The 22,964-nt window shown below is 56.2% G+C and carries 20 protein-coding genes and 2 tRNA genes; 10 read left to right on the top strand and 12 right to left on the bottom strand.

All coding sequences use genetic code 11. From position 1 onward, the window contains the following. Positions 1 to 21 precede the first annotated feature (21 nt). The gene (locus tag H1D41_RS17735) at positions 22 to 1,416 is read left to right on the top strand and encodes an MATE family efflux transporter (RefSeq protein ID WP_107495158.1); all 1,395 of its coding nucleotides are present in this window, start codon (positions 22 to 24) and stop codon (positions 1,414 to 1,416) included. Here the strand turns inward: H1D41_RS17735 and H1D41_RS17730 are convergent, their stop codons facing one another. The 8 genes from H1D41_RS17730 to H1D41_RS17695 form a co-directional block, all read right to left on the bottom strand. Then, a complete protein-coding gene (locus H1D41_RS17730; protein ID WP_228850179.1) occupies positions 1,417 to 2,007 on the bottom strand; it encodes a gamma-glutamylcyclotransferase family protein in 591 nt (196 codons plus the stop codon). Beyond that, positions 2,004 to 2,729 (bottom strand): type 1 glutamine amidotransferase, encoded by a 726-nt coding sequence (locus H1D41_RS17725; protein ID WP_228850178.1) that lies wholly within the window; start codon positions 2,727 to 2,729, stop codon positions 2,004 to 2,006. Before H1D41_RS17725 ends, H1D41_RS17730 begins: the two co-directional genes overlap by 4 nt. A gap of 25 nt (positions 2,730 to 2,754) precedes the next feature. Then, positions 2,755 to 4,128: an NAD(P)/FAD-dependent oxidoreductase gene (locus tag H1D41_RS17720; protein ID WP_228850177.1), complete on the bottom strand. Its 1,374-nt coding sequence runs from the start codon at positions 4,126 to 4,128 to the stop codon at positions 2,755 to 2,757. Next, positions 4,103 to 5,443 carry a glutamine synthetase family protein gene (locus H1D41_RS17715; RefSeq protein WP_228850176.1) on the bottom strand — a complete coding sequence of 447 codons (1,341 nt, stop codon included), beginning with the start codon at positions 5,441 to 5,443 and terminating at the stop codon, positions 4,103 to 4,105. Before H1D41_RS17715 ends, H1D41_RS17720 begins: the two co-directional genes overlap by 26 nt. Further along, on the bottom strand, positions 5,436 to 6,254 hold the full coding sequence (locus H1D41_RS17710; protein WP_228850175.1) for an ABC transporter permease: 819 nt from the start codon (positions 6,252 to 6,254) through the stop codon (positions 5,436 to 5,438). The genes H1D41_RS17715 and H1D41_RS17710 overlap by 8 nt, the downstream gene beginning before the upstream one ends. After that, the gene (locus H1D41_RS17705; RefSeq protein ID WP_228850193.1) at positions 6,251 to 7,129 is read right to left on the bottom strand and encodes an ABC transporter permease subunit; all 879 of its coding nucleotides are present in this window, start codon (positions 7,127 to 7,129) and stop codon (positions 6,251 to 6,253) included. The genes H1D41_RS17710 and H1D41_RS17705 overlap by 4 nt, the downstream gene beginning before the upstream one ends. 13 nt (positions 7,130 to 7,142) lie before the next feature. Further along, positions 7,143 to 8,282 carry an ABC transporter ATP-binding protein gene (locus tag H1D41_RS17700; RefSeq protein WP_228850174.1) on the bottom strand — a complete coding sequence of 380 codons (1,140 nt, stop codon included), beginning with the start codon at positions 8,280 to 8,282 and terminating at the stop codon, positions 7,143 to 7,145. Positions 8,283 to 8,344: 62 nt separating this feature from the next. Then, positions 8,345 to 9,424 (bottom strand): polyamine ABC transporter substrate-binding protein, encoded by a 1,080-nt coding sequence (locus H1D41_RS17695; protein ID WP_107495151.1) that lies wholly within the window; start codon positions 9,422 to 9,424, stop codon positions 8,345 to 8,347. Positions 9,425 to 9,571: 147 nt separating this feature from the next. Between H1D41_RS17695 and H1D41_RS17690 the strand changes: the two genes are divergently transcribed. The 4 genes from H1D41_RS17690 to H1D41_RS17675 all read left to right on the top strand — a co-directional run bounded on the left by H1D41_RS17690 (position 9,572) and on the right by H1D41_RS17675 (position 14,468). Beyond that, positions 9,572 to 10,261 (top strand): GntR family transcriptional regulator, encoded by a 690-nt coding sequence (locus H1D41_RS17690; protein ID WP_228850173.1) that lies wholly within the window; start codon positions 9,572 to 9,574, stop codon positions 10,259 to 10,261. A 70-nt stretch (positions 10,262 to 10,331) separates the two neighbouring features. After that, entirely contained in the window at positions 10,332 to 11,726 is a 1,395-nt protein-coding gene (locus H1D41_RS17685; RefSeq protein WP_228850172.1) for a glutamine synthetase family protein, read from the top strand. A 43-nt stretch (positions 11,727 to 11,769) separates the two neighbouring features. Beyond that, on the top strand, positions 11,770 to 13,167 hold the full coding sequence (locus H1D41_RS17680) for an aspartate aminotransferase family protein (RefSeq protein WP_228850171.1): 1,398 nt from the start codon (positions 11,770 to 11,772) through the stop codon (positions 13,165 to 13,167). 5 nt (positions 13,168 to 13,172) lie between these two features. After that, positions 13,173 to 14,468, top strand: coding sequence for an NAD(P)/FAD-dependent oxidoreductase (locus H1D41_RS17675; RefSeq protein ID WP_228850192.1), 1,296 nt, complete (start codon positions 13,173 to 13,175; stop codon positions 14,466 to 14,468). Positions 14,469 to 14,755: 287 nt separating this feature from the next. On the opposite strand, the gene metG is transcribed toward H1D41_RS17675, so the two are convergent. Further along, on the bottom strand, positions 14,756 to 16,474 hold the full coding sequence (gene metG, locus H1D41_RS17670; protein WP_228850170.1) for a methionine--tRNA ligase: 1,719 nt from the start codon (positions 16,472 to 16,474) through the stop codon (positions 14,756 to 14,758). Between the two features lie 76 nt (positions 16,475 to 16,550). Further along, positions 16,551 to 17,780 carry an MFS transporter gene (locus tag H1D41_RS17665; protein WP_228850169.1) on the bottom strand — a complete coding sequence of 410 codons (1,230 nt, stop codon included), beginning with the start codon at positions 17,778 to 17,780 and terminating at the stop codon, positions 16,551 to 16,553. Between the two features lie 289 nt (positions 17,781 to 18,069). Here H1D41_RS17665 and H1D41_RS17660 point away from each other — a divergent pair, with 289 nt between their 5' ends. The 5 genes from H1D41_RS17660 to H1D41_RS17640 are packed head-to-tail and all read left to right on the top strand — an operon-like array spanning position 18,070 to position 22,693. Next, entirely contained in the window at positions 18,070 to 19,113 is a 1,044-nt protein-coding gene (locus tag H1D41_RS17660) for an aldo/keto reductase (RefSeq protein ID WP_228850168.1), read from the top strand. Between the two features lie 57 nt (positions 19,114 to 19,170). Then, positions 19,171 to 20,079 carry a BKACE family enzyme gene (locus tag H1D41_RS17655; protein ID WP_228850167.1) on the top strand — a complete coding sequence of 303 codons (909 nt, stop codon included), beginning with the start codon at positions 19,171 to 19,173 and terminating at the stop codon, positions 20,077 to 20,079. A gap of 22 nt (positions 20,080 to 20,101) precedes the next feature. Next, entirely contained in the window at positions 20,102 to 20,440 is a 339-nt protein-coding gene (locus H1D41_RS17650) for a hypothetical protein (RefSeq protein ID WP_107495143.1), read from the top strand. A gap of 55 nt (positions 20,441 to 20,495) precedes the next feature. Next, a complete protein-coding gene (locus H1D41_RS17645; protein ID WP_228850166.1) occupies positions 20,496 to 21,938 on the top strand; it encodes a carnitine 3-dehydrogenase in 1,443 nt (480 codons plus the stop codon). Next, on the top strand, positions 21,938 to 22,693 hold the full coding sequence (locus H1D41_RS17640) for an SDR family oxidoreductase (RefSeq protein WP_228850165.1): 756 nt from the start codon (positions 21,938 to 21,940) through the stop codon (positions 22,691 to 22,693). Before H1D41_RS17645 ends, H1D41_RS17640 begins: the two co-directional genes overlap by 1 nt. 65 nt (positions 22,694 to 22,758) lie before the next feature. Here the strand turns inward: H1D41_RS17640 and H1D41_RS17635 are convergent. Beyond that, positions 22,759 to 22,835 (bottom strand) — tRNA-Met (locus H1D41_RS17635). Positions 22,836 to 22,841: 6 nt separating this feature from the next. Continuing rightward, positions 22,842 to 22,916 (bottom strand) — tRNA-Glu (locus tag H1D41_RS17630). Positions 22,917 to 22,964: the final 48 nt, after the last annotated feature.

Below are 22,964 nucleotides of genomic sequence, written 5' to 3'. Positions count from 1 at the left end.
TGAACAGCGACAGGAGCCAGCATGTCCGATAATCCTCAGGCCAAATTCCTTACCGGGAACTTATTCAAACACGTGACGACCATGTCGCTGACGGCCTCTATCGGGTTGATGGCGATCTTTCTGGTTGATTTCGTGGATATGGTTTTCATTTCCATGCTGGGCAAAGCAGAGCTTGCAGCGGCAGTCGGATATGCGGGCGCAATCCTGTTTTTCACCTCAAGTTTTGGGATCGGCATGTCGATTGCGGCGGGCGCATTGGTTGCGCGCGCCTTGGGCCAGGGCGACACACAAATGGCCAGCCGTCGGGCAGCCAGCGCGATGTTATACGGCGTTGGTGTTGGCGCGCTTTTTGCGGCTGCAATCTGGATGAACCTGCATTTCCTGGTGGGGCTGATGGGCGCCACGGGGGAAACACAGGATCTGGCAGTCAGCTATATGCAAATCATTGTTCCGGCTTTGCCATTGCTGATCATCGGGATGATTGGCGGGGCGATTTTGCGGGCCCATGGGGCGGCGAAACGGGCGATGTTTGCAACCATTCTTGCGGGTGTTGTGAATGCGGTGCTGGACCCGATCCTGATCTTTGGTCTGAACCTTGATCTGACGGGGGCGGCACTGGCGTCTGTTGCGTCTCGTTTTGCGATTGCGGCGGCGTCGCTTTACCCGATTTTCAAACATTACGGCGGGTTGCAAAAACCCACATCCGACGAATTCCGCGAAGATTTCCCAGCCATCCTGACCATCGCAATCCCGGCGATCCTGACGCAATTCGCAACCCCCTTGGGCCAGGCGTTTGTCACGCGATCCATGGCGGCCTATGGCGAGGCGGCTGTTGCGGGGATGGCGATTGTTGGGCGTTTGACACCGGTGGCCTTTGGCGCGGTGTTTGCCTTGTCCGGCGCGATTGGCCCGATCATCGGCCAGAACGCAGGCGCAGGCCAGCAAGACCGGGTGAGCCAGGCCTTTATGGAAGGGCTGAAATTCCTGGTGCTTTGGGTGGTCGCGATGTCAGGGTTGTTGTTCCTGCTGCGCCCGCTGATTGCGGGCATGTTTGCCGCCGAGGGCCTGACCCTGACGCTGGTGTTTCTGTTCTGTGGGCCGCTGTCGCTGATGTTCTTTTTCAACGGTGTGATCTTTGTCGGCAACGCGGCGTTTAACAACCTGGGCCATCCGTTTTATTCGACCTGGATCAACTGGGGCCGCCACACGCTGGGCACCATTCCCTTTGTCTGGGTTGGGGCTGCGTGGTTTGGCGCGCCGGGCGTGTTGATCGGTCAGGCCACAGGTGGCGTGATTTTCGGTGCGCTTGCTTATGTTCTGGCAAAACGCGTGATGGCGCGGGGCACGGCACCTGCAAAACCGCAGGAGTTTTCCCGTCAGGGTCGGCTTATGGCACTGTTTTCACTGCGCAGATAATCACCAGAGCGGAAAATCTGCCTGCATCACACGCGTCTGGCCCATTGCGGCAAGGCGCGTGTCTGTTTCTGCCTGAAGGCCGGGATCACAGAGTTGCGCACGCGGATAGATCGGTGCCACGCGATCATCCAGATAGCTGCCCGTCCAGTTGAAGGTGGTGTCGAAGAAATGATCAACGCCGTCGCCGCCAAAGACATCAAAATAGCCCTGCACGACCACATCGAGATAGGACAGCAGGATCGGATTTTTATCGCTGACAGGCTGCTGATCATCGGGGGAGACGGAATATACGACGGTCAGGCTGTCCGCAGGCATATCCGTCATCTGATGCGTCAGTTCCGGCTCCAAAGGCACGCGCTGATAGGCGGCTTCACGTTGATCCAACGCCTCCCAGCCCTGATCGGGTACTTCAGCGATGAGGCCGTCAATCGCGCTGTTTGCGTCGCGGATGACGGAGAGATATGGCAGGGCGCGGGCAGGGGTTGCGACCCAGACGCGCTTCCAGCCTTGCAGGCGGGCAGGGGCGTGATTGGCGTGATCATGGGTGCCTTTGTGCACAAGCGATCCGTACCCGAAGAAGAACCGTTTCATAGCTGATCCAAGTGGGCTGCGATCATTTCTGCAAGCGCGGGGGCGGTGATGTCGCGGGACATATAATCCTGGCCCTGGTCTGCGTCGGCTTCTGACAGAACCGTGCCGCGACGGCTTTCAATCAGGGCGCTGGCGTAGTCTTTTGAAAACTCAGGATGGCCCTGCACGGTGATGGCAAACCCCGGATACCAGAGCGCGGCATGTTCACAGAAGTCAGAACTTGCGATGGTCTGTGCGCCTTCCGGCAGCACTTCGACCTGGTCCTGATGATAGGCTTGCAGATTAAGGCTGGCAGGCGTGTCGCCAAGGGCTTTGGGCCATGTGCTGGTGTCATAGATATGCGGACCAACGCCCCAGCCTTTGTCAGATTTGCGCACAGTGCCGCCAAGGGCCTGGGCGATCAGTTGGTGGCCGAAACAAATGCCAATCATCAAGGCGTTTTTGGCCTTTGCGTCGCGGATCAGATTTTCAAGCGGCGCAATCCAGGCATGGTCTTCGTAGACGCCAAATTTTGATCCGGTGATCACCCAGATATCGGCCTGTGCGCCATCCTGCGGGATGTCGCCGGACAGCACAGGATAGAAGGTGAATTTCGTGTCATATTGCGCGGACAGCGGTTTCAGCCAGTTTTCGACCATAGAAGGGTAGTTGCCGAAATCGGGCGCCAGTTCTTCAGGGGGCAGGCCGGTTTCCAGAACGCCGATTTTCAGGGATTTTATCATTGGGTTCACCTTCGTCAGGGCCGGATCACAGCGGGCCGTCTTTCAGATTATACCATTGGTACAGAAGTGGCAGGATATGCCGCCGATAACGCCGGAAGGGGAAAGTCGCAAGGGGGCGCGACAGGAAATCCGGGGCAGGCGTGGTATGTTTTACGTTCAGCAGGCTTTCCGCAACCAGCTTGCCGCAGTAACTGCCCATGGCGACACCGTTGCCGTGGTAACACATGGCGGCATAGCTGTTGGGCAGACCTTTGAGAGGCCCGGCAAAGGGCACAAAGCGGCGGGCACCGGCAATCAGGCCGGACCAGAAATAGGGCGTTTCCACGTTGCGCCAGGCCGGGAACATCTTGTCGAAATGTGTGCGGGTGTTCTGACGGGCTGTGTCAAAGGCCTGGGGGTTGGCAGATGTGGCGCCGCGCATGCCGAATAACATGCGGTTGTCGGGCAGCAAGCGGAAGTAATGCAGCAGATTGCGCGTGTCATAACACATCTGGCGCGAGGTCCAGTTCTGATCCTGCATTTCGCTGTCCGTCAGGGGGCGGGTCAGCAGGATATTGGACTGCACCGGCAGAAATTTACCGCGCAGGATATGGGGCGTGTTTTCTGACGTGTAACCATTGGTCGCCCAGATCACACGACTTGCCCGCAGGTGGCCGGTGGGCGTGTGCAGATGGTGCAGCCCGTCCTGGTGATAATGGCGTATCACCGGGGTGTCGCCAAAGATACGTGCGTCCGAGGCGGTCACAGCCTGCGCAAGGGCGCGGGTATATTTGTAAGGGTTGAGCGCAAAGCCGATGGGGTTGGTCAGGGCGGCGTGAAAGCTGTTTTGCCTGTCCGGCCCAAGGCCATGTTCTGCCAGGGCATCACGGGGCAGGAATTCGGCCTTCATGCCATAGATCTGACGGAAATATTCCTGCCCTTCGCGCAATGGTTCCACAAGGGAGGCCCGGTGGGCCAGGATGGTTTCGCCTTTGGAATGCCGGTCGGCATCTTCGCCAGCACTGTCGAGAAATTCAGCGACATGATCGACCGAGGCGCGCTGCGCCATGGCCCAGGTCTGGGTTTCCTCTGGTCCGTAAGCTTTCAGGATGTCCCCGGTTTCCAGATGGGCACCACCCAGACAGCAAAAGCCACCATTGCGCCCGGAAGCGCCCCAGCCGGGTTGTTCGGCCTCAAGCACGACAACATCTTCGCCGGTCAGACGATGGGTGGCGGACAGGCCGGTGTAACCCGCGCCGATCACGGCGATGTCGCAGATCAGATCGCCTTCCAGCGCGGGATATGTCAGGGGATCAGCGGTGGTGTGCCAAAAGCACTGCTGAACCGGCAGCCTGCCATAGGCAGCTGGTTCGTAGATGCGATCAAGGGGCTGCTCAGAGGCGGCCAAGGTAGACCTCATATTCCACCTGTGTCAGGCGGGTTGCGATTTTGCTGATCTCGTCCCGGCGCAGGGTGGCGTAGATATCGCGGTATTCTGTGCCGAAGATCGTGGCTGCAATATCTGCCTGTGCAAACCGTTCCACCGCCATCAGCCAGTCATGGCCAAGGGGGGCGGATGGTGTGGCCTGTGGGTCGTCCAGAGACAGGGGCAGGGCGGGTTTGGTTTCAATCCCGTGCAACATGCCACCAAGGATCGCTGCAAACGCCAGATAAGGATTCACATCCGCGCCGGAAATGCGGTGCTCCAGTCGCGCACCGGGGCCTTTTGTGGCCGGAATGCGGACAGATGCGCCGCGGTGGTCCAGCGCCCAATCCGGCGCGGTCGGCGCGAAACTGTTTGGCTGGAACCGGCGATAGCTGTTCATATGCGGGGCAAAGATCGCCTGAAGATCGGCCATGGTGGACAACACACCTGCGACAGCGTTTTGCAGGGTCTCGCCCACGCCTTCATCTGCTGAGAACACATTGTCGCCTGCGCCATTCACCAGAGAGGCGTGCAGGTGCATCCCATTGCCCGGGAATTCTGCATAGGGTTTCGCCATAAAGCTGGCTTCCATGCCATGGCGCGCCACAACTGCGCGCACAAGGCGGCGGAACAATAGGGCGGTGTCAGCGGCACGCAGGACATCGCCTGTGTGGTGAAAGTTGATCTCAAACTGGCCAGGACCGTATTCCGCAATCAATGTATCTGTCGCCAGGCCCTGGGCTGCGCAGGCCGCCTGAATTTCGGTCAGAATGTCTTCCTGACGATCCAGAATTTCCAGATCGTAATTTTGGGCATCTGGCGTGCGCGCCGGGGGCTGTGGGGCGTCAGAGGCATTGGCACGGGGCTTGAAGATGTAAAACTCAAGCTCGCTTGCCACCACCGGGAACATGTCTTTTGCCGCAAAGCGATCCAGCACAGATTGTAGGATGCCGCGCGGGGACAGGGGATTGTCATCCTTGCCCGCTTCGACCATTTCCACCAGCATCTGCGCAACGTTGCCCTTAGCCCAGGGCACAGGCGCAAGACTGCTTTCCACCGGCACAAGGCGACCATCCGGGTCACCGGCCACGATGCCAAGCCCGGTTTCCTCAACCTCTTCCCCCAGAATATTCGGGGCATAGGTCGACAGCGGCAGGCGCACATCGCCTTTGGCAAATTTGCCAGTCTGATCACCGGGCAGCCATTTGCCACGCAGGATACCGTTGAGATCACATAACATCAGTTCAATCCGGTCAGGCACACCAAAGGTTTCGGTGTAACCCGTGAAGGATTTTTCAAACTTATCCATCCTGAATTGCCTTCTGTTCATCCCGTTTTGCGCGGGCGATTGCCTGTTTGGTTACAAGGGATGCCGTGATCACACCGATGGCCACGATAGAGATCATGATCGTCGACAGCGCGTTGATTTCAGGTGTCACGCCCAGGCGCACGGAACTGAAGATTTTGATCGGCAGGGTGGTGGAACTTGGCCCCGCCGCAAAGCTTGCGATCACAAGGTCATCCAGCGATAGCGTAAACGCCAGCAACCAGCCCGACAGAACCGCAGGGGCGATCAGTGGCAGCGTCACAAGGAAGAAGGCAGATGCGGGCGTGCAGCCCAGATCAAGTGCGGCTTCTTCCATAGATTTGTCAAAAGCCACAAGACGCGAGGACACCACAACAGACACGTAACACATAGAAAATGTTGTATGGGCCAGCACGATGGTCATCACGCCGCGATCCATGCCGATGGCGATGAACAACAGCAACAGCGACAACCCGGTGATGACTTCGGGCATCACCAGCGGCGCATAGATCATGCCGGAAAACAGCGTGCGGCCAAAGAACTTGCCACCACGCACCAGTATCCAGGCGGCCATGGTGCCAAGAACCGTTGCGACCGTGGCGGAAAAGAAGCCGACTTTCAGGGTCACAAGGGCTGCATCAAGGAAGGCTTCGTTCTGGAAAAGTTCGCCATACCATTTGGTGGAAAACCCGGCCCAGACCGTGACCAGACGGCTTTCGTTGAAACTGTAGATGATCAGCAGAAGCATCGGCAGATAAAGGAACGCCAGCCCGAAAGTCAGGGATGTGACGTTGAACCATGACATGCGTCTCATTGGCCTGCCTCCTGCTTTTCCTGGTTTTTCTGGAACAGAATGATCGGAATGATCAGGATCAGCAGCAGGATCACCGCCACCGCACTTGCCACCGGCCAGTCACGGTTTGAGAAGAATTCCTGATACAGAACCTTACCAATCATCAGCGTGTTTGAGCCGCCCAGAAGTTCCGGGATCACAAATTCACCCAGCGCCGGGATAAACACGAGGAAACAACCGGCAATCACGCCGGGTTTTGACAGGGGCAGCGTCACCAGCCAGAAGGCGGATGTGCGGGTGCAGCCAAGGTCTACCGCGGCTTCGTTCAGGCTTTCGTCCAGCTTTTCAAGCGTTGCATAGATGGGCAGCACCATGAAGGGCAGGTAGGTGTAAACGATACCGATATAGACCGCGATATTGGTGTTCAGGATCACGAGGGGATCACTGATCAGGCCAATGTTCATCAGCATCTGGTTCAGATAGCCTTCCTGGCTGAGAATGCCTTTCCACGCATAAACGCGGATCAGGAATGACGTCCAGAAGGGCAGGATCACCAGCATCATCAGGGTCGGACGCCAGTGATCGGCGGCACGTGCCATGGCCCAGGCAATAGGAAAGCCTACCAGCAGGGTCAGGAAAGTTGAAATAATCGCGATCTTCAGGCTGGACAGATAGGCTTTGAAATACAGGCTGTCTTCAGAGAGGAAGATAAAGTTTTCAAAATCCAGCTGAGACAGCAGATCCCAGATGCCTTTTTCCGGATCATAGGTCGGGGTGTACGGGGGAATGGCCAGTTCGATGTCTGAAAGAGAGATCTTAAAGACAATCAGGAACGGCACAAGAAAGAGCATCAGCAGCCAGAGGTATGGCGGCAGGATCAGGGCGGTACGACGCAGCATATTCATGCGCTTATTCCGCCAGAACGACACCGGCGGTGTCGGTGAAGCTCAGGTAGACGTCATCTTCCCAGGTGAAACTGCGGCGGGACAGACGGCGGTTGTTGGCGGATTGTGCCTTGATGATCTGACCATTGCTCAGGCGTACGTGATAGGTCGAGATATTGCCGAGATACGCGATGTCATGCACTTTGCCCTGCAGCACATTTGGCTTGTCTGTGGGTTTGTCGGCAGAGACTGTGATTTTCTCAGGGCGGATTGCGAAATGCACTTTGCCGGACAGGTCCGTGCCGCAGTTGGAATTGATCGCAGGCTGGCCTTCAGCCCAGGTGATTTGACAGCCAGCGTCGGATTTTGCCGCGTGGCCCTCAAGAATGTTCACATCACCAATGAAGTCAGCCACATAGGTGGAATTCGGATTTTCGTAGATCCCGGCGGGGGTGTCGACCTGAATGAGTTTCCCGTGATCCATCACGGCGACGCGGGAGGCAACTGTCATGGCCTCTTCCTGATCGTGGGTCACAATAACAAAAGTTGTGCCGGTCTTTTCCTGAATATCCATCAGTTCAAACTGGGTTTCCTGACGCAGCTTTTTATCAAGCGCCCCAAGAGGTTCATCCAGTAGAAGCAGCTTCGGCGCTTTCGCCAGAGACCGGGCAAGCGCTACACGCTGACGCTGGCCGCCGGAAATCTGGTGTGGTTTGCGCTTGGCGAATTGACCAAGCTGCACAAGGCGGATCATTTCATCAACGCGCGCATCAATATCAGCCTTGGGTATGCCGTCCCGTTTCAGGCCAAAGGCGATGTTGTCGGCGACGGAAAGATGTGGGAACAGGGCATAAGACTGAAACATCATATTGGTTGCGCGTTTGTTCGGTGGGATCGGGGCCATGTCCTGGCCACCCAGAAGGATTGTGCCTTCTGTTGGTGTTTCAAAGCCCGCCAGCATCCGCATCAGCGTGGTTTTCCCACAGCCGGAAGGACCAAGCAGGGCGAAGAATTCGCGCTCGTAAATCTGAAGGTTGAGGTTATCAATTGCAGTAAAATCACCGAAACGTTTGGTGACATTCTGAAATTCGATCAGCGGTTTTTCATCCGCATTTTCCCATGGTGCAAAATCTGCAGGCACAGCGGCGGCGTCGGTTGATGTCATGATTTCCCCTCCCTCAGAAAAACCCTGCCGGCGGAACCGGCAGGGCACTTGTTATAACCGGATCAGGTGCCGGATTTGATCTTGGTCCACATACGGGTCACGGTACGCTGAACACGTGCCGGGTAAGGTGTGGTCACAAACAGGTTTTCGATGGTCTCAGCCGGAGGGTACACAGCCGGATCACCGATCACGTCCTCAACAAGATGTTCCTGAGCGGCCAGGTTGCCGTTCGCGTAGAACACATAGTTGGACGCAGCCGCCATGTTTTCAGGATCCATGATGAAGTTCAGGAACTTATGCGCGCCTTCCGGGTTCTGTGCGTCTGCCGGAATGGCCATCTGGTCAAACCACATCAAAGCGCCTTCAACCGGGATGTTATAGGCGATTTCATGGCCATTCTCGGCCTCAGCTGCGCGACCGGCAGCCTGCAGAACGTCACCGGACCAGCCGAATGCAACGCAGATGTCGCCATTGGCCAGGGCGTTGATGTATTCAGAGCTGTGGAACTTCTGTATATATGGGCGGATCGCCATCAGCACAGGTTCTGCTTTTGCGATCACGTCCGGATCATGGCTGTCGGGATCTTCGCCCAGATACTGCAAAGCAGCCGGGATCATTTCAGACGGGGCATCGAGGAAATGAACGCCACATTCCGCCAGCTTTTCCATGTTGGCCGGATCAAAGATCAGGGCCAGGCTGTCCAGCGGCGCATCTTCGCCGAGGATTTCTGTGACTTTACCAACGTTTACGCCAAGGCCGGTTGTGCCCCACATATAGTTGATGGAATAGGTGTTGTCCGGGTCGTATTGTGCGGTGCGGCTGGCAACCACATCCCACATATTGCCAATGTTAGACAGCTGGGCACGGTCCAGTGGCTGGAAGGCGCCGGCAGAAATCTGGCGTTGCAGGAATGTGCCGGACGGAACCACAACATCATAGCCAGAGCTGCCCGCAAGCATTTTGGTTTCCAGCAGTTCGTTTGAATCAAACACGTCATAGATCAGATCAATGCCGGTTTCTTCTTCGAATTTCTCAAGCAGCGACTCATCAATATAGTCGGACCAGTTATAGACGCGGACTTCTTCAGCAAAGGCGGGGGCAGCGAAGGCAGCCAGCGCCAGAGGCAGCAGTGATTTTTTCATGATAAGTGTCTCCCTGAGTTTAAGGTATTTGCACCTTTGGTCTGTGATATGATCAAATTAATTGATTCGGTGCAACACAGGCCTGATGTTTTCAAGAAATAGCGCCGGGACGCGCTGCGCCGCAAGCAGGATTGGGAGGGAATATATATGGAGCACCGCAAAGTGCCTGAACATGAGGCAATCTACCTGCGTATCCGTGAAATGATCCTGTTTGGTGTGCTTGTGCCGGGACAGCCCGTGACCATTCAGGGGCTGGTTGAGGTTCTGGATGCGGGCACCACGCCAGTACGCGAAGCCATTCGTCGTCTGACGGCAGAAGGTGCGCTGGAAGCAAAGGGAAATCGGCGGATCACCGTGCCGGAACTTTCACTGACACAGGTGGAAGAGTTATATTTTGCAAGGCTTTCGATTGAACCCAAACTTGTGCAGATCGCGGTGCCACGCGCGAATGAAGAGCTGACAAAACACCTTCGCGAGATCGACAATCACCTGAATGCCGCGATTTCTGAGGGGGATATTGAAGGGTATCTCAAGTATAATTACCGCTTTCATTTCGCGTTGTATGAAGCTGCAGGGGCGGGAATTCTGCTGGCGCTGGCGCAATCTTTGTGGCTGCGGGCCGGGCCATCGCTGCGCGGTGTTCTTGGGCGGTATGCCAATACAATTCAGCCGGATCAGCATGATATTACCATCCGCGCGCTTGAGAATCATGACGCTGCCACCGCTTGCCGTGCCATTGAAGACGACATCCGCCAGGGCATGGATCAGGTGCGCCAGGTGCTGATTTTTGGTGATTCTGCGACGCAGAACACCGTGAAATCTGTACTGGCTGATTGACAGTTCAAAATATTTGATCATATTTTTGAGAAACGGCCGGATTGATCCGCCCCAACAACAGGAAATCCCTATGGCACGCCGCCCGACCCCCGCCGAGAAACAGTCCACCCCGTGGATTGAACAACTGCCCGAAGCCTTCATGGATTACCTTGATGGGCGGCGGCTGGATGAGGTTGAAATTATCACCCCGGACCTTGTGGGCATGTCCCGCGGTAAGGCGATGCCGTCGTATAAATTTGACCCGGATGGGACTTTCTTCCTGCCTATTTCACTGTTCTATCAGACGATTTCCGGTGAATATGTGGATATGGAAATTGAAAATCAGTGGCTGGAAAAGGACATCGTCCTGCGCCCTGATATGGCGACCTGTACAGCGGTGGCCTGGGCTGAAGATCCGACCCTGCAACTGATCTGTGATTTGGAAACCCGTGATGGTGAACCCCTGGGAATCGCGCCGCGCAATGTGTTGAAACGCGTTCTGAAGTTTTACGAAGACAAAGGCTGGAAACCGGTTGTTGCGCCTGAGATCGAATTCTTCCTGACCAAACCACACACCGACCCGAATGAAGACATTGAACCGCCGCTTGGCCGGACTGGCCGCCGTTCTGCATCGCGTCAGGCCTATTCCATGGATGCCGTTGATGAATATGGCGATGTGATTGATACGATTTACGATTTCGCCGAAGCCCAGGGCCTTGCGATTGATACGATCATCCAGGAAGGGGGCGCCGGGCAGATTGAAATCAACCTGATGCATGGCGATCCACTGAACCTTGCGGATCAGGTGTTTTACTTTAAGCGGTCTATCCGTGAAGCAGCCCTGAAAAACGGTATTTTCGCGACCTTTATGGCAAAACCGATGCGGGATGAACCGGGTTCGGCCATGCATATCCACCAATCAATCGTGGACAGCGAAACCGGCGAAAATATCTTTTCCGATAAGGATGGCAATCCAACGGATCATTTCCACCATTTCATTGGTGGTTCGCAGAAATACCTTGTGCATTCCGTGCCATTGCTTGCGCCTTATGTGAACAGCTTCCGCCGGTTCAGCAAAGAAGGCATGAGCGCCCCGACCAATGTGGAATGGGCCGCCGACAATCGGACCACCGGCATTCGTATTCCGAATTCGGGACCGGAAGCGCGCCGCGTCGAAAACCGTGTGATCGGCATTGATACCAACCCGTATCTGTCTATCGCTGCCAGCCTTGCCTGTGGCTACCTGGGGATGGTGGAAAAGATCGCACCACGTGATCCGGTGAACCATGAAATCTATGAAGGCGGGGCAGAACTGCCTGGCAGCCTGACCGAAGCTTTGAACCTGTTTGAAGAAGACACCGCCCTGCGTGAGATCCTGGGCGAAGAGTTTTGTCAGCTTTATTCCGACATCAAACGGGCCGAACTGGAAGAATATCAGCGCGAAATTTCCCCATGGGAACGCCAGCATCTTTTGCTGAACGCCTGACCCGAACACACTTAACACCCTCTCTTTCTGTTGGAGACAACTTATGAATATGATCACAAATCACCTGCCCACTGAAGAACTTCAGGCGCTGGACGCGGCCCATCACCTGCATCCGTTTACCGACGGGAATGCTCTGGCTGCCAAAGGCGCACGTGTTATCACCCGCGCCCAGGGCGTGACCCTGACCGATAGTGACGGCAATGATTATCTTGATGCAATGGCGGGCCTGTGGTGCGTTAATATCGGCTATGGCCGTGACAGCATTGCGGATGTGGCTGCGCGCCAGATGAAAGAACTGCCCTATTACAATACGTTTTTCCAGACGACCCATGTGCCGGCGATTGCCCTGTCACAGAAGCTGGCTGAACTGGCCCCCGGTGATCTGAACCACACGTTCTTTTCTGCGGGTGGGTCAGATGCGAATGACACCAACATTCGTCTGGTACGTCATTACTGGGCGGCGAAGGGCAAGCCTGAGAAGAAGGTTATTATTTCTCGCCACAACGCCTATCACGGGTCCACCATGGGTGGCGCAAGCCTTGGTGGCATGAAGCCAATGCACGCACAGGGCGGTCTGCCGATCCCGGATATTGCCTTTATTGACCAGCCGAACTGGTATGCGGAAGGTGGCGATCTGGATCCGGCTGAATTCGGTCTGGAACGCGCGCGCCAGCTGGAAGCAAAGATTGCAGAGCTGGGTGAAAACAAGGTTGCAGCCTTTATCGCGGAACCTGTGCAGGGTGCGGGTGGCGTGGTTATTCCACCGGAAACCTACTGGCCTGAAATTCAGCGCATTTGTGACGAACATGAAATCCTGTTGATCGCGGATGAAGTGATCTGTGGCTTTGGTCGCACCGGCAACTGGTTCGGGTCTGAAACCTTCAACATCCGTCCTGACGTGATGACCATCGCGAAGGGCCTGTCTTCCGGTTACGCGCCGATTGGCGGTTCCATGGTGACCGACGAGGTCGCCGCAACCCTGAACGCGGGTGGTGATTTCAACCACGGTTACACCTATTCCGGTCACCCGGTTGCGGCGGCTGTGGCGTTGGAAAACCTGCGTATTCTGGAGGAAGAAAAGATCGTGGAAACCGTGTGCAACGAAACTGCGCCTTACCTGGAAGAGAAATGGATGCAGCTTGGCGATCACCCATTGGTGGGGCAGGCTGGTATCTGTGGTATGATGGGATCCATTGCCATGACGCCCGATAAATCTGCGCGCGCGGGTTTTGCTGGTGGCGCTGGTCAGGTCGGTCTGATCTGTCGCGATCACTGCTTCAGCAACGGCCTTGTGATGCGTCACGTGGGCGATCGTATGATCATTTCTCCGCCACTGGTACTGACCAAATCTGACATTGATACGCTGATTGACCGAGCCTCTAAGGCGCTGGATCTGACGCTGAAAGATGCGACGGATCAGGGTCTGATGAAGTCCGCGTAATGGCGCTGAACCTTCTCACAGCAAACGACAGATCCGGGGAATACCCCGGGTCTTATTATGCGGCGACGGCAGATCAGCTTGCGTCGTTTCCACCGGCTGCCGGGGAAATGCGGGCCGATGTCTGTGTGATTGGCGGCGGCTTCACCGGGCTGTCTGCGGCGCTGCATCTGGCGCGGGCCGGGTATGATGTGGTTCTTCTGGAAGCGCAGCGTGTTGGCTTTGGCGCCTCTGGCCGCAATGGTGGTCAGGTTGGCATGGGGCAGCGGCTGGAACAGGATGAACTTGAAGCTATGGTCGGCGTGCCCCGTGCGCGTGACCTCTGGGATCTGGCCTGTGAAAGCGTTGCTGTGACCCGTGAACTGGCCGAGGCCGGTGGTGTGACCTTTCACGAAGGTATCATTCACGCAGATCACAAACCAGGTTTTGTCCGGGAACATCGTGAATATGTTGATAAACTGCGTGATGAATATGGGCACGACAAGATCCGTTCCCTTAACAAAGATGAGATGCGCGAGATGGTGGGGTCGCCAGCCTATCACAGTGGTTCCATCGACATGCAGGCGGGCCATCTACACCCGCTGAACTACGCGCTCGCGCTTGCGCGGGCCTGTGTGGCTGCCGGTGTGCGTATCCATGAGCGCAGCACGGTTGCAGATGTGCTGGAAGGAACCCCTGCCACTGTGAAAACCGATCAGGCGCAGGTGACGGCGGGCTATGTGCTTTACGCCTGCAATGGTTATCTGGGCAGGCTTCAGGGCAAAGTTGCAGCGCGCATGATGCCGATCAATAACTTTATTGTTGCCACCGAACCCCTTTCGCCCGACGCCCAGGAAGGTCTGATCAAAGGCAATCACGCGGTGGCCGATAGCAAGTTTGTCGTGAATTACTTCCGCTTTTCAGAAGATGGCCGGATGCTGTTTGGCGGGGCGGAAAGCTATGGCTACCGTTTTCCGAAAGATATCCGGGCGTTGGTCAGAAAGCCGATGCTGGAAATCTATCCACAACTGCACGGGATTAAACTGGATTATGCCTGGGGTGGGACCCTGGGGATTACCATGAACCGTATGCCCCATTTCGCACGCCTCTCTGGCAATATCCTGTCTGCATCCGGTTATTCCGGGCATGGGGTGGCCATGGCAACGCTGGGTGGGAAACTAATGGCAGAAGCTGTGCAGGGGCAGGCCGAACGGTTTGACTTTATGGCAGACGTTCCGACTCCGCGTTTCCCAGGCGGCGCAGCCCTGCGCAGTCCGCTGCTGGTGCTTGCAATGTTGTGGTATTCACTGCGCGATAAGTTGTGAGGCTAAGGCAGGCCGGGGGCCAGCCCCCGGACCCCCTGGGATATTTGTACTGATAAGAAAGAAACATTTGTCCCGTGTTAACTTTATTGTGGAAAAGAAAGAGGGCGGTACAGGCTGGGAAGCCGATGACCGCCTGATGAGAAAGCACCCTGCGATTTACGTCGCAGGGTGTTCCTTTTCTTTTCAGCGCAAATATCCCCGCCGGAGGCACGCGGCCCGAAGGGCAGCGCTACGCCCAACCGATGAGGCCCTGGCTTTGCCTGGGTTGAATGGGCGGGAGCCTCTGCTTAATCGCGGGTGCCTGCGAAACGTTCCTGCCAGGCTTCGCGATCCTCGTCCGAGATTTTTGCAAAGAGAACCTCTGGCACTTCAAATGCGTGACCTGCTGGCAGCGCTGCCAGGAACTCGGCCACATCACCTGGCCAGTCAGCGTTCTCAGTCTTCATCGCTGCCAGCATTTTCGCAGATGCATCCGGGATGAATGGGGCAGACAGCACCGAATAGAGGCGGATCAGGTTCAGGGACAGGCGCGTGATCGCGGCCGCGCGATCCGGGTCCGTCTTGAAGGCAGACCAGGGGGCTGTGGTCTGCAGGTATTCGTTGCCCGCAACCCAGATTGCCCGCAGCTCCTGCGCAGATTTACGCACTTCCATGGCGGACATATGGCCTTCATATGCGCGGATGCGTGTGGTCAGGCTTGCGATCAGTTCTGCTTCTTCCGCCGTGTATTCCCCACCGGCAGGTACCTCTTCGCCAAATTTGGAACGGCAGAATTTAGTGACCCGTGAAACGAAGTTCCCCAGAACATCAGCAAGGTCTTTGTTCACGCCAGCCTGGAAGTTCTCCCATGTGAACTCACTGTCAGAACTTTCAGGTGCATTGGACAGCAGCCACCAGCGCCAGTAATCTGCAGGCAGAAGTTCAAGCGCCTGATCCATGAACACACCGCGCCCGCGCGAGGTTGAGAACTGGCCACCGTCATAGTTCAGGTAGTTGAACGATTTGATGTAATCCACCAGCTTCCATGGCTCACCCGATCCTTTGATCGTTGCCGGGAAAGACAGCGTGTGGAAAGGAACGTTATCCTTGCCCATAAACTGGAAATACTTAACGTCTTCTGCGCCTTCATCCAGACGCCACCAGCGTTTCCAGGCTGCGTCATCTTCGCCATTAGCGTCGGTCAGTTCCTTGGTTGCTGCGATATATTCAATCGGCGCATCAAACCACACATAGAACACTTTGCCTTCCATACCGGGCCAGTCTTCGGTGCCTTTTTTCACAGGCACGCCCCAGTCCAGATCGCGGGTGATGCCACGGTCCTGCAGACCGTCGCCATCATGCAGCCATTTCTTCGCAATAGAGGTTGTCAGCACGGGCCAGTCATGCTTGCTGTTAATCCAGGCGTCCAGATCGTCTTTCAGGGCGGATTGGCGCAGGTGCAGGTGCTTTGTTTCGCGCACTTCCAGATCGGTTGCGCCGCTTTCCGTGGAATAGGGATTGATCAGATCTGTCGGATCCAGCTGTTTGGTGCAGTTGTCACATTGGTCGCCGCGGGCACTGTCATAGCCGCAGTTCGGACAGGTGCCTTCGATATAACGATCCGGCAGGAAACGGCCGTCGGTGGGGGAATACACCTGTTCTTCCACCACTTCGCGAATAAATCCGTTTTCCGCCAGCTTGCCTGCGAAATGTTGGGTCAGCACATGGTTCTGCGGGCTGGAGGAACGACCGAAATTGTCAAAACTCAGACGGAAGCCTTTGGCGATCTCTGCCTGAACTTCGTGCATTTCGGTGCAGAATTCCTCAACCTGTTTACCGGCTTTCGCAGCGGCCAATTCCGCAGGTGTACCGTGCTCATCCGTGGCGCAGATAAACATCACCTCATGACCCCGACAGCGCATGTAACGCGCAAACAGATCAGCCGGAAGCTGGCTGCCCACAAGATTGCCAAGGTGTTTGATCCCATTGATGTAAGGGATCGCTGAGGTGATAAGAATACGGTCCATAATCTGCCTTCATGCGTCTGGTTTGTGCCTTCAATACCCTATGGGTCAGGCCTGTACCAGTGCCAGATTGGACAGGTTATTTACCTTTATCACTTCGGTTGCGTCCCAGATAACGTCCCATGCTGAAAGATGTACGCGGGGAATAGCGATACGGTGTACGTTCTGACAGGGTCGGACGGGCAGACATCCGTGTCAGACCAAAGACGATCAGCGCAAGATGACCAATGGCCACAAAGGCAAACAGGGCAGACGGTCCATAGAATTCAATCAGGGCAGAGGCCACCCAGGGCGCTGCAATCGCACCTATGGCGTAGAAGAACATCAGGGCAGCAGACAGTTCAACCCTTTGATCGCCGGAAGCAAAGTCATTTGCGTGGGCCGCAGAAACCGAAAAGATCGGAAAAGATGTGAACCCAAAGAACCCGGCAGCCAGCATCACGCCCAGGGTGCCAGTATCGCTCGCGGCCATCGTCGTGCCGCAGGATACAATGGCCGCACCAGACAGCCAGATCAGAACCCAGCGACGATCATATTTATCTGCAAGCCAGCCCATCGGGTATTGCGCCAGCGCACCACCAGCGACGAAGGACGCAAGGAAAAACGCGATCTGTCCGATTTCAAGACCAACCTCCTGACCATAAATCGGCCCAACCATCCGGAACGATGCAGATGACAGCGCCGCAACGATCACGCCGGCAACGGCCAGCGGTGAACAGGCCCAGGCCAGCTTCGGGCGAAGACGGGGGGCGTCCGGCGTTTGGGGCTGGCTGGCTTTGGTCAGGGTCAGAGGCAGAATAGACGCACAACACAAGAGGGCCAGCAGATTGTAAGATACATACCAGGCAGGCGGTAGAACGGCGATAATCAGCTGTGCCCCAAGGGACGCCCCCATATCAACGATCCGGAAAGTGCCCATCGCGCGGCCCCGGTTTTCATTGGTGACTTTGTCGTTCAGCCAGGCTTCGACCACGGTGTAACATCCGGCCACACACAGGCCGGTTGCAATCCGGAAGGCAGCCCAGAACAGCGGATCTTCAATCAACGTGTGGCTGATCAACCCCATGGCACCCAGGGCGGTGAAAGCCGCAAATGCGCGCGAATGGCCGATGGATCCCATCAGGCGTGGTGCCCACCAGCAGCCAATAAAAAAGCCCAGGAAATGGGACGACCCCAACAAACCGATTTCCTGCTTGGAAAACCCCAGTGCAAACCCCGAAAGCGCATCAAGCGGTCCCACCCCGCCGGATGAAAGTTGCAGGAAGATCACCGAAAGAAACAGGGCGGCAAAGGAAACAATCAAGCGCATAAGAAAGCCAGGGCTGCAGGCCGGCGCACCGGCAATTCCTGCAGACTTGCAGATGTCACCGGGAAGGCCCAGAGGAAATCGACGATTTGATGTCGTTTTTGGCGGTTTTGTAACATTTCACCGGCGTTTCTGGTGATACGTTGGTGCGCCCCGTCAGGGGCGCCCGGCCCAACCGGTGAATGCCCGGCTTTGCCGGGGGTGAACGGGCGGGAGCCCCTGGTCGCAAAAATCGCTTGCGGTGCTTGCTGGGCGGGGTCACTCTGGCCTTAGAGAAACGCCGGAGAAGAACATGCGCAAAGTTGAACTTGGACAAACAGGCCTGATGGTCAGCGAACTCTGCCTTGGGTCCATGACCTGGGGCTCCCAGAATACCGAAGCCGAAGGTCACGAACAGATCGACATTTCGCTTGAACACGGCATTAACTTTATCGACACGGCGGAAATGTACCCGGTCAACCCGATCCTGCCGGAAACCCAGGGCGACAGCGAACGCGTTATGGGCAGCTGGTTTGCGAAAACCGGGCGACGTGAAGATGTGATCCTTGCGACAAAACATTCCGGCGAAGGCCTGGCGCATGTGCGGGACGGTGCGCCGATTTCATCCAAAACAATCACTAAGGCGGTCGAAGGTTCTCTGAAGCGTCTGCAAACGGATTATATTGATCTTTACCAGTTCCACTGGCCCAACCGTGGCTCCATGGCTTTTCGCCAGAACTGGACCTATGACCCCGGCACCTCGGACAAAGCGGGCATTCGTGCGGATATGGAAGATGCTCTGAACACACTTCAAAAACTGGTTGATCAGGGCAAGATCCGTCATTTTGGCCTGTCCAACGAAAGTGCCTGGGGCACCGCACAATGGTTGCGGATTTCTGAGGAAATGGGGCTGCCACGTGTGGCATCAATCCAGAATGAGTATTCACTCCTGCATCGGATGTATGACACTGATCTCAGCGAACTTTCCGTACATGAAGGTGTGACCCTGCTGGCGTTTTCGCCTCTGGCAACGGGGCTTCTGACCGGGAAATATCAGAACGGTGCGATCCCCGCGGGTTCTCGTCGCGAAGTTTACCCGGAACTGGGTGGGCGCATCACGGAACGGGTATTTCCGGCCGTGGATGCGTATCAGGAAGTCGCAGAAAAACATGGCCTGGACCTGATCCAGATGTCTCTGGCCTTCTGCCGGACACGCCCCTTTACGACCTCAGCTATCTTTGGTGCGCGCAGCCGTGAACAACTGATGAATATCATTGGCACCAAAGATGTGGTGCTGAGCGAAGAGGTTCTCGCAGATATCAATTCGTGCCATTTTCGACACCCTATGCCGTATTAAGCACAGCGAACCGATCAGAATCCCGATCAGGTGGGGGAGACTAAAGGGAGTAACTTCATGCCTTTGACCATGAACAAAGACGTCTTCATCACCGCGGCCATCACCGGTTCCGGTTCCACTCAAGATCGTAGCCCCCATGTGCCGCGCAGCCCCAAGGAAATCGCCGACAGTGCGATTGCCGCTGCAAAGGCTGGGGCTGCGATTGTGCATTGCCATGTGCGTGATCCGGAAACAGGCGCACCGTCACGCAAGACTGAATATTACCGGGAACTGACCGATCGCATTCGTGACGCGGATGTGGATATGGTTCTCAACCTCACCGCTGGCATGGGCGGTGACATCGTCTTTGGTGGCGTTGAAAGCCCATTGCCGACAGCTGCCGGCACGGACATGGTCGGCGCGACAGAACGCATGGCCCATGTGATTGAGTGTCGCCCCGAAATCTGCACACTTGATTGCGGCACCATGAACTTTGCCGAAGCCGATTACGTCATGACCAACACGCCTGGCATGTTGCGGGCCATGGGCCAGATGATGACCGATGCGGGCGTAAAGCCTGAGATTGAGGCGTTTGACACAGGCCACCTTTGGTTCGCCAAGGAGTTGGTGAAGGAAGGTGTTCTGACATCCCCGGCATTGGTGCAGCTCTGCATGGGTGTCCCTTGGGGCGCGCCGAATGATCTGAATACTTTCATGGCGATGGTGAACAACGTGCCTTCCGACTGGAACTGGTCGGCGTTCTCGCTGGGTCGCGATCAGATGCCGTATGTGGCGGCCTCTGTTCTGGCGGGCGGCAACGTGCGCGTGGGCCTGGAAGACAACCTGATGCTTGGGCGCGGCAACCTTGCCACAAACGAACAGCTGGTGTCTCATGCGAAAGGAATTATCGAAAGCATGGGGGCAACTGTTATGGGGCCGGATGCTGTGCGTGAAAAACTGGGACTGGTGAAACGCGCACCTGTCTAAATCAAACTTAAGGAGACAAGAGATGTGGAAAACTATGATGGTGATCGGAACAATCGCAGCTCTTGCCTCCTGTCAGGAAAGCGCAACGCCGGTTGATGTTGTCGCGATGACTGCGGGTGAACGTGCAGCTTGTCACGCGGATTACGGCAAGGTCGAAGCCGGCCTGTTCGGAAATGAGATCTGCGTCAGGCCGACAACAGATGGTGGCGATGTCTGCACGTCCAGTCGGTCCTGCGAAGGGCTGTGCCTGGCGATTGAAGAAGATGGCGAAAAAAGCGGCTATTGCAGCGAAGACAGCACGACATTTGGCTGTACCGAAGTCTTTGAAGACGGTGATGTTGCGACGCTTTGCATAGATTGAATACCCCGGGGAGGGGGCAGGTCTGCACCTGCATGAAGACCAAAGGGATGAGAAAATGACGAAAATTGCTGCGATTATCGGCGGTGGTGTAATTGGTGGTGGATGGGCTGCACGCTTTCTGCTGATGGGTTGGGATGTCCAGGTCTTTGACCCTGATCCCGAAGCCGAACGCAAAATCAGCGAAGTTCTGGCCAATGCGCGCCGGTCCTTGCCCGGGCTGTCTGATGTGGCGATGCCGGCGGAAGGCAAACTGACCTTCCATGCAGAAATCAAAGATGCTGTGGCTGGTACCTCCTGGATTCAGGAAAGCGTGCCGGAACGTCTTGAGATCAAGCATAAGGTCTACGCAGGCCTGCAAGAACATGCGCCGGCCTCTGCGATTATCGGATCTTCCACCTCGGGCTTTAAGCCGTCTGAACTTCAGGAAGGCATGGCGAACCCGGGCCAGATTGTGGTGACCCATCCGTTTAACCCGGTTTACCTTTTGCCACTGGCTGAACTCGTGACAACAGAGGCCAACCCTGCGGAAGTGGTTGACGGTGCAAAGGAAATTCTGACCTCTATTGGGATGCACCCGCTGCATCTGAAGAAAGAAATCGACGCCCATATTGCTGATCGTTTCCTTGAAGCTGTGTGGCGCGAGGCGCTTTGGCTGGTCAAAGACGGGATCGCTACAACAGAAGAAATCGATGACGCGATCCGCTATGGATTTGGTCTGCGTTGGGGGCAGATGGGCCTGTTTGAAACTTACCGCATTGCCGGTGGCGAAGCGGGAATGAAACATTTCATCGCGCAGTTCGGTCCTTGCCTGCAATGGCCCTGGACCAAGCTGATGGATGTGCCGGAACTGACGGATGAGCTGATCAATATGATCGCGGACCAATCCGACGCACAATCCGGGCATCACTCCATTCGCGAATTGGAACGCATCCGTGACAACAACCTGGTCGGTATGATGCGCGCACTGAAGGCGCAGGATTACGGGGCAGGGGCGCTGTTGAATGCCCAGGACAAACGTATGGCGCAACCCATTGATATGTCTGGCCTCATCACCACCGTCAGCCGTGTCGTGCCGCTCGATTGGACCGATTACAACGGGCACATGAATGAGGCGCGCTATCTTCAGGCCTTTGGTGATGCGACTGACAAGTTCATGGAGCTGATCGGCTGCGATGCGGAATATATTTCCTCAGGTGGCAGCTATTTCACCGCCGAAACCCATATCCGCCACCTGGACGAAGCCCATGCCGGGGCGCAGATCGAAGTGCGCACGCGCTGTCTGCTGGGCGAGGGCAAGAAGATGCATCTCTGGCATGAGATGTATGAAGGTGATCGTCTGCTGGCCACTGGGGAACATATGCTGATCCATGTCAGCCTGGAAACCCGTCGTGCGTCTGAACCCGCGGTGCATATCGCGGCAACGCTGGGTCGGATCGCGGAAGGTCACGCGACACTGCCCATGCCCGAAGGTGTTGGCAAAGCCGTGGGGAAGAAATGATGAAACGTGTTCTGATAACTGCCGGAGGATCTGGCATCGGGCTTGCGATGGCGCAGGCGTTTGATGCGGATGACTATGAAATCCATGTGACAGATGTGAATGAGGCAGCGCTAAATGCGCTGCCTTCGCATTTTAAGGGCCACCTAGCAGATGCCTCTGCTGAAGAGGATATGAAGGCCGTCTTTAAGAAGATCACGCAGGCGGGCGGGCTTGACGCGTTGTGCGCCAATGCGGGCATCGCAGGGCCGACGGCGGCAATTGAAGACGTGGCACTGGCGGACTGGCAGACATGCGTCTCTGTGAACCTTGAAGGTGCGTTTCTGGCCGCAAAATATGCAGCCCCCCTGATGAAGACCGCAGGGAGGGGTTCTATCGTTATCACATCTTCCACAGCCGGGCAGTATGGCTATCCTTTCCGCGCGCCCTATGCTGCCGCGAAATGGGCGATGATCGGGCTGATGAAGACCCTTGCGATGGAACTGGGACCATACGGTATCCGCGCAAATGCGATCTGTCCGGGGGCCGTGGAAGGGCCGCGTATGGAAGGTGTGCTGGAACGCGAAGCAAGCGCCAAAGGCATGACACGCGACGAGGTTTACGCAGGCTACGCGGTGGGCACATCCATGCGCAGTTTTGTCGAAGCCTCAGACATCGCAGATATGGCGGTTTTCCTGAGTTCAGATAAAGCCCGCCTTGTTTCCGGTCAGGTGATCGCGGTGGATGGCCATACGGAAAATCCTGATCCTAAGATCTGAACAGAATATCTGAGATACATGTAAGGCGGTGGGTTTAACCTGCCGTCTTTTTCTTGTGTGGAAAGTGGTGGCGTGGGGGAGACTTGAACTCCCGACCTCTCGATTATGAGTCGAGCGCTCTAACCAACTGAGCTACCGCGCCATACCGTGGTACTCCCTAGGGGAATCGAACCCCTCTTTTCAGGTTGAAAACCTGACGTCCTAACCGATAGACGAAGGGAGCACCGTTCGGTGAGCGGGTATTTAGCTTGTCCTCGGAGACTCGGCAAGA

Origin of the sequence: Halocynthiibacter styelae (assembly GCF_016123485.1) — a bacterium.
In the GTDB taxonomy this organism is placed as follows: Bacteria; Pseudomonadota; Alphaproteobacteria; order Rhodobacterales; family Rhodobacteraceae; genus Halocynthiibacter; species Halocynthiibacter styelae.
Note: the sequence above shows the minus strand (reverse complement) of the source record. Positions and strands in the feature narration are given on the sequence as shown.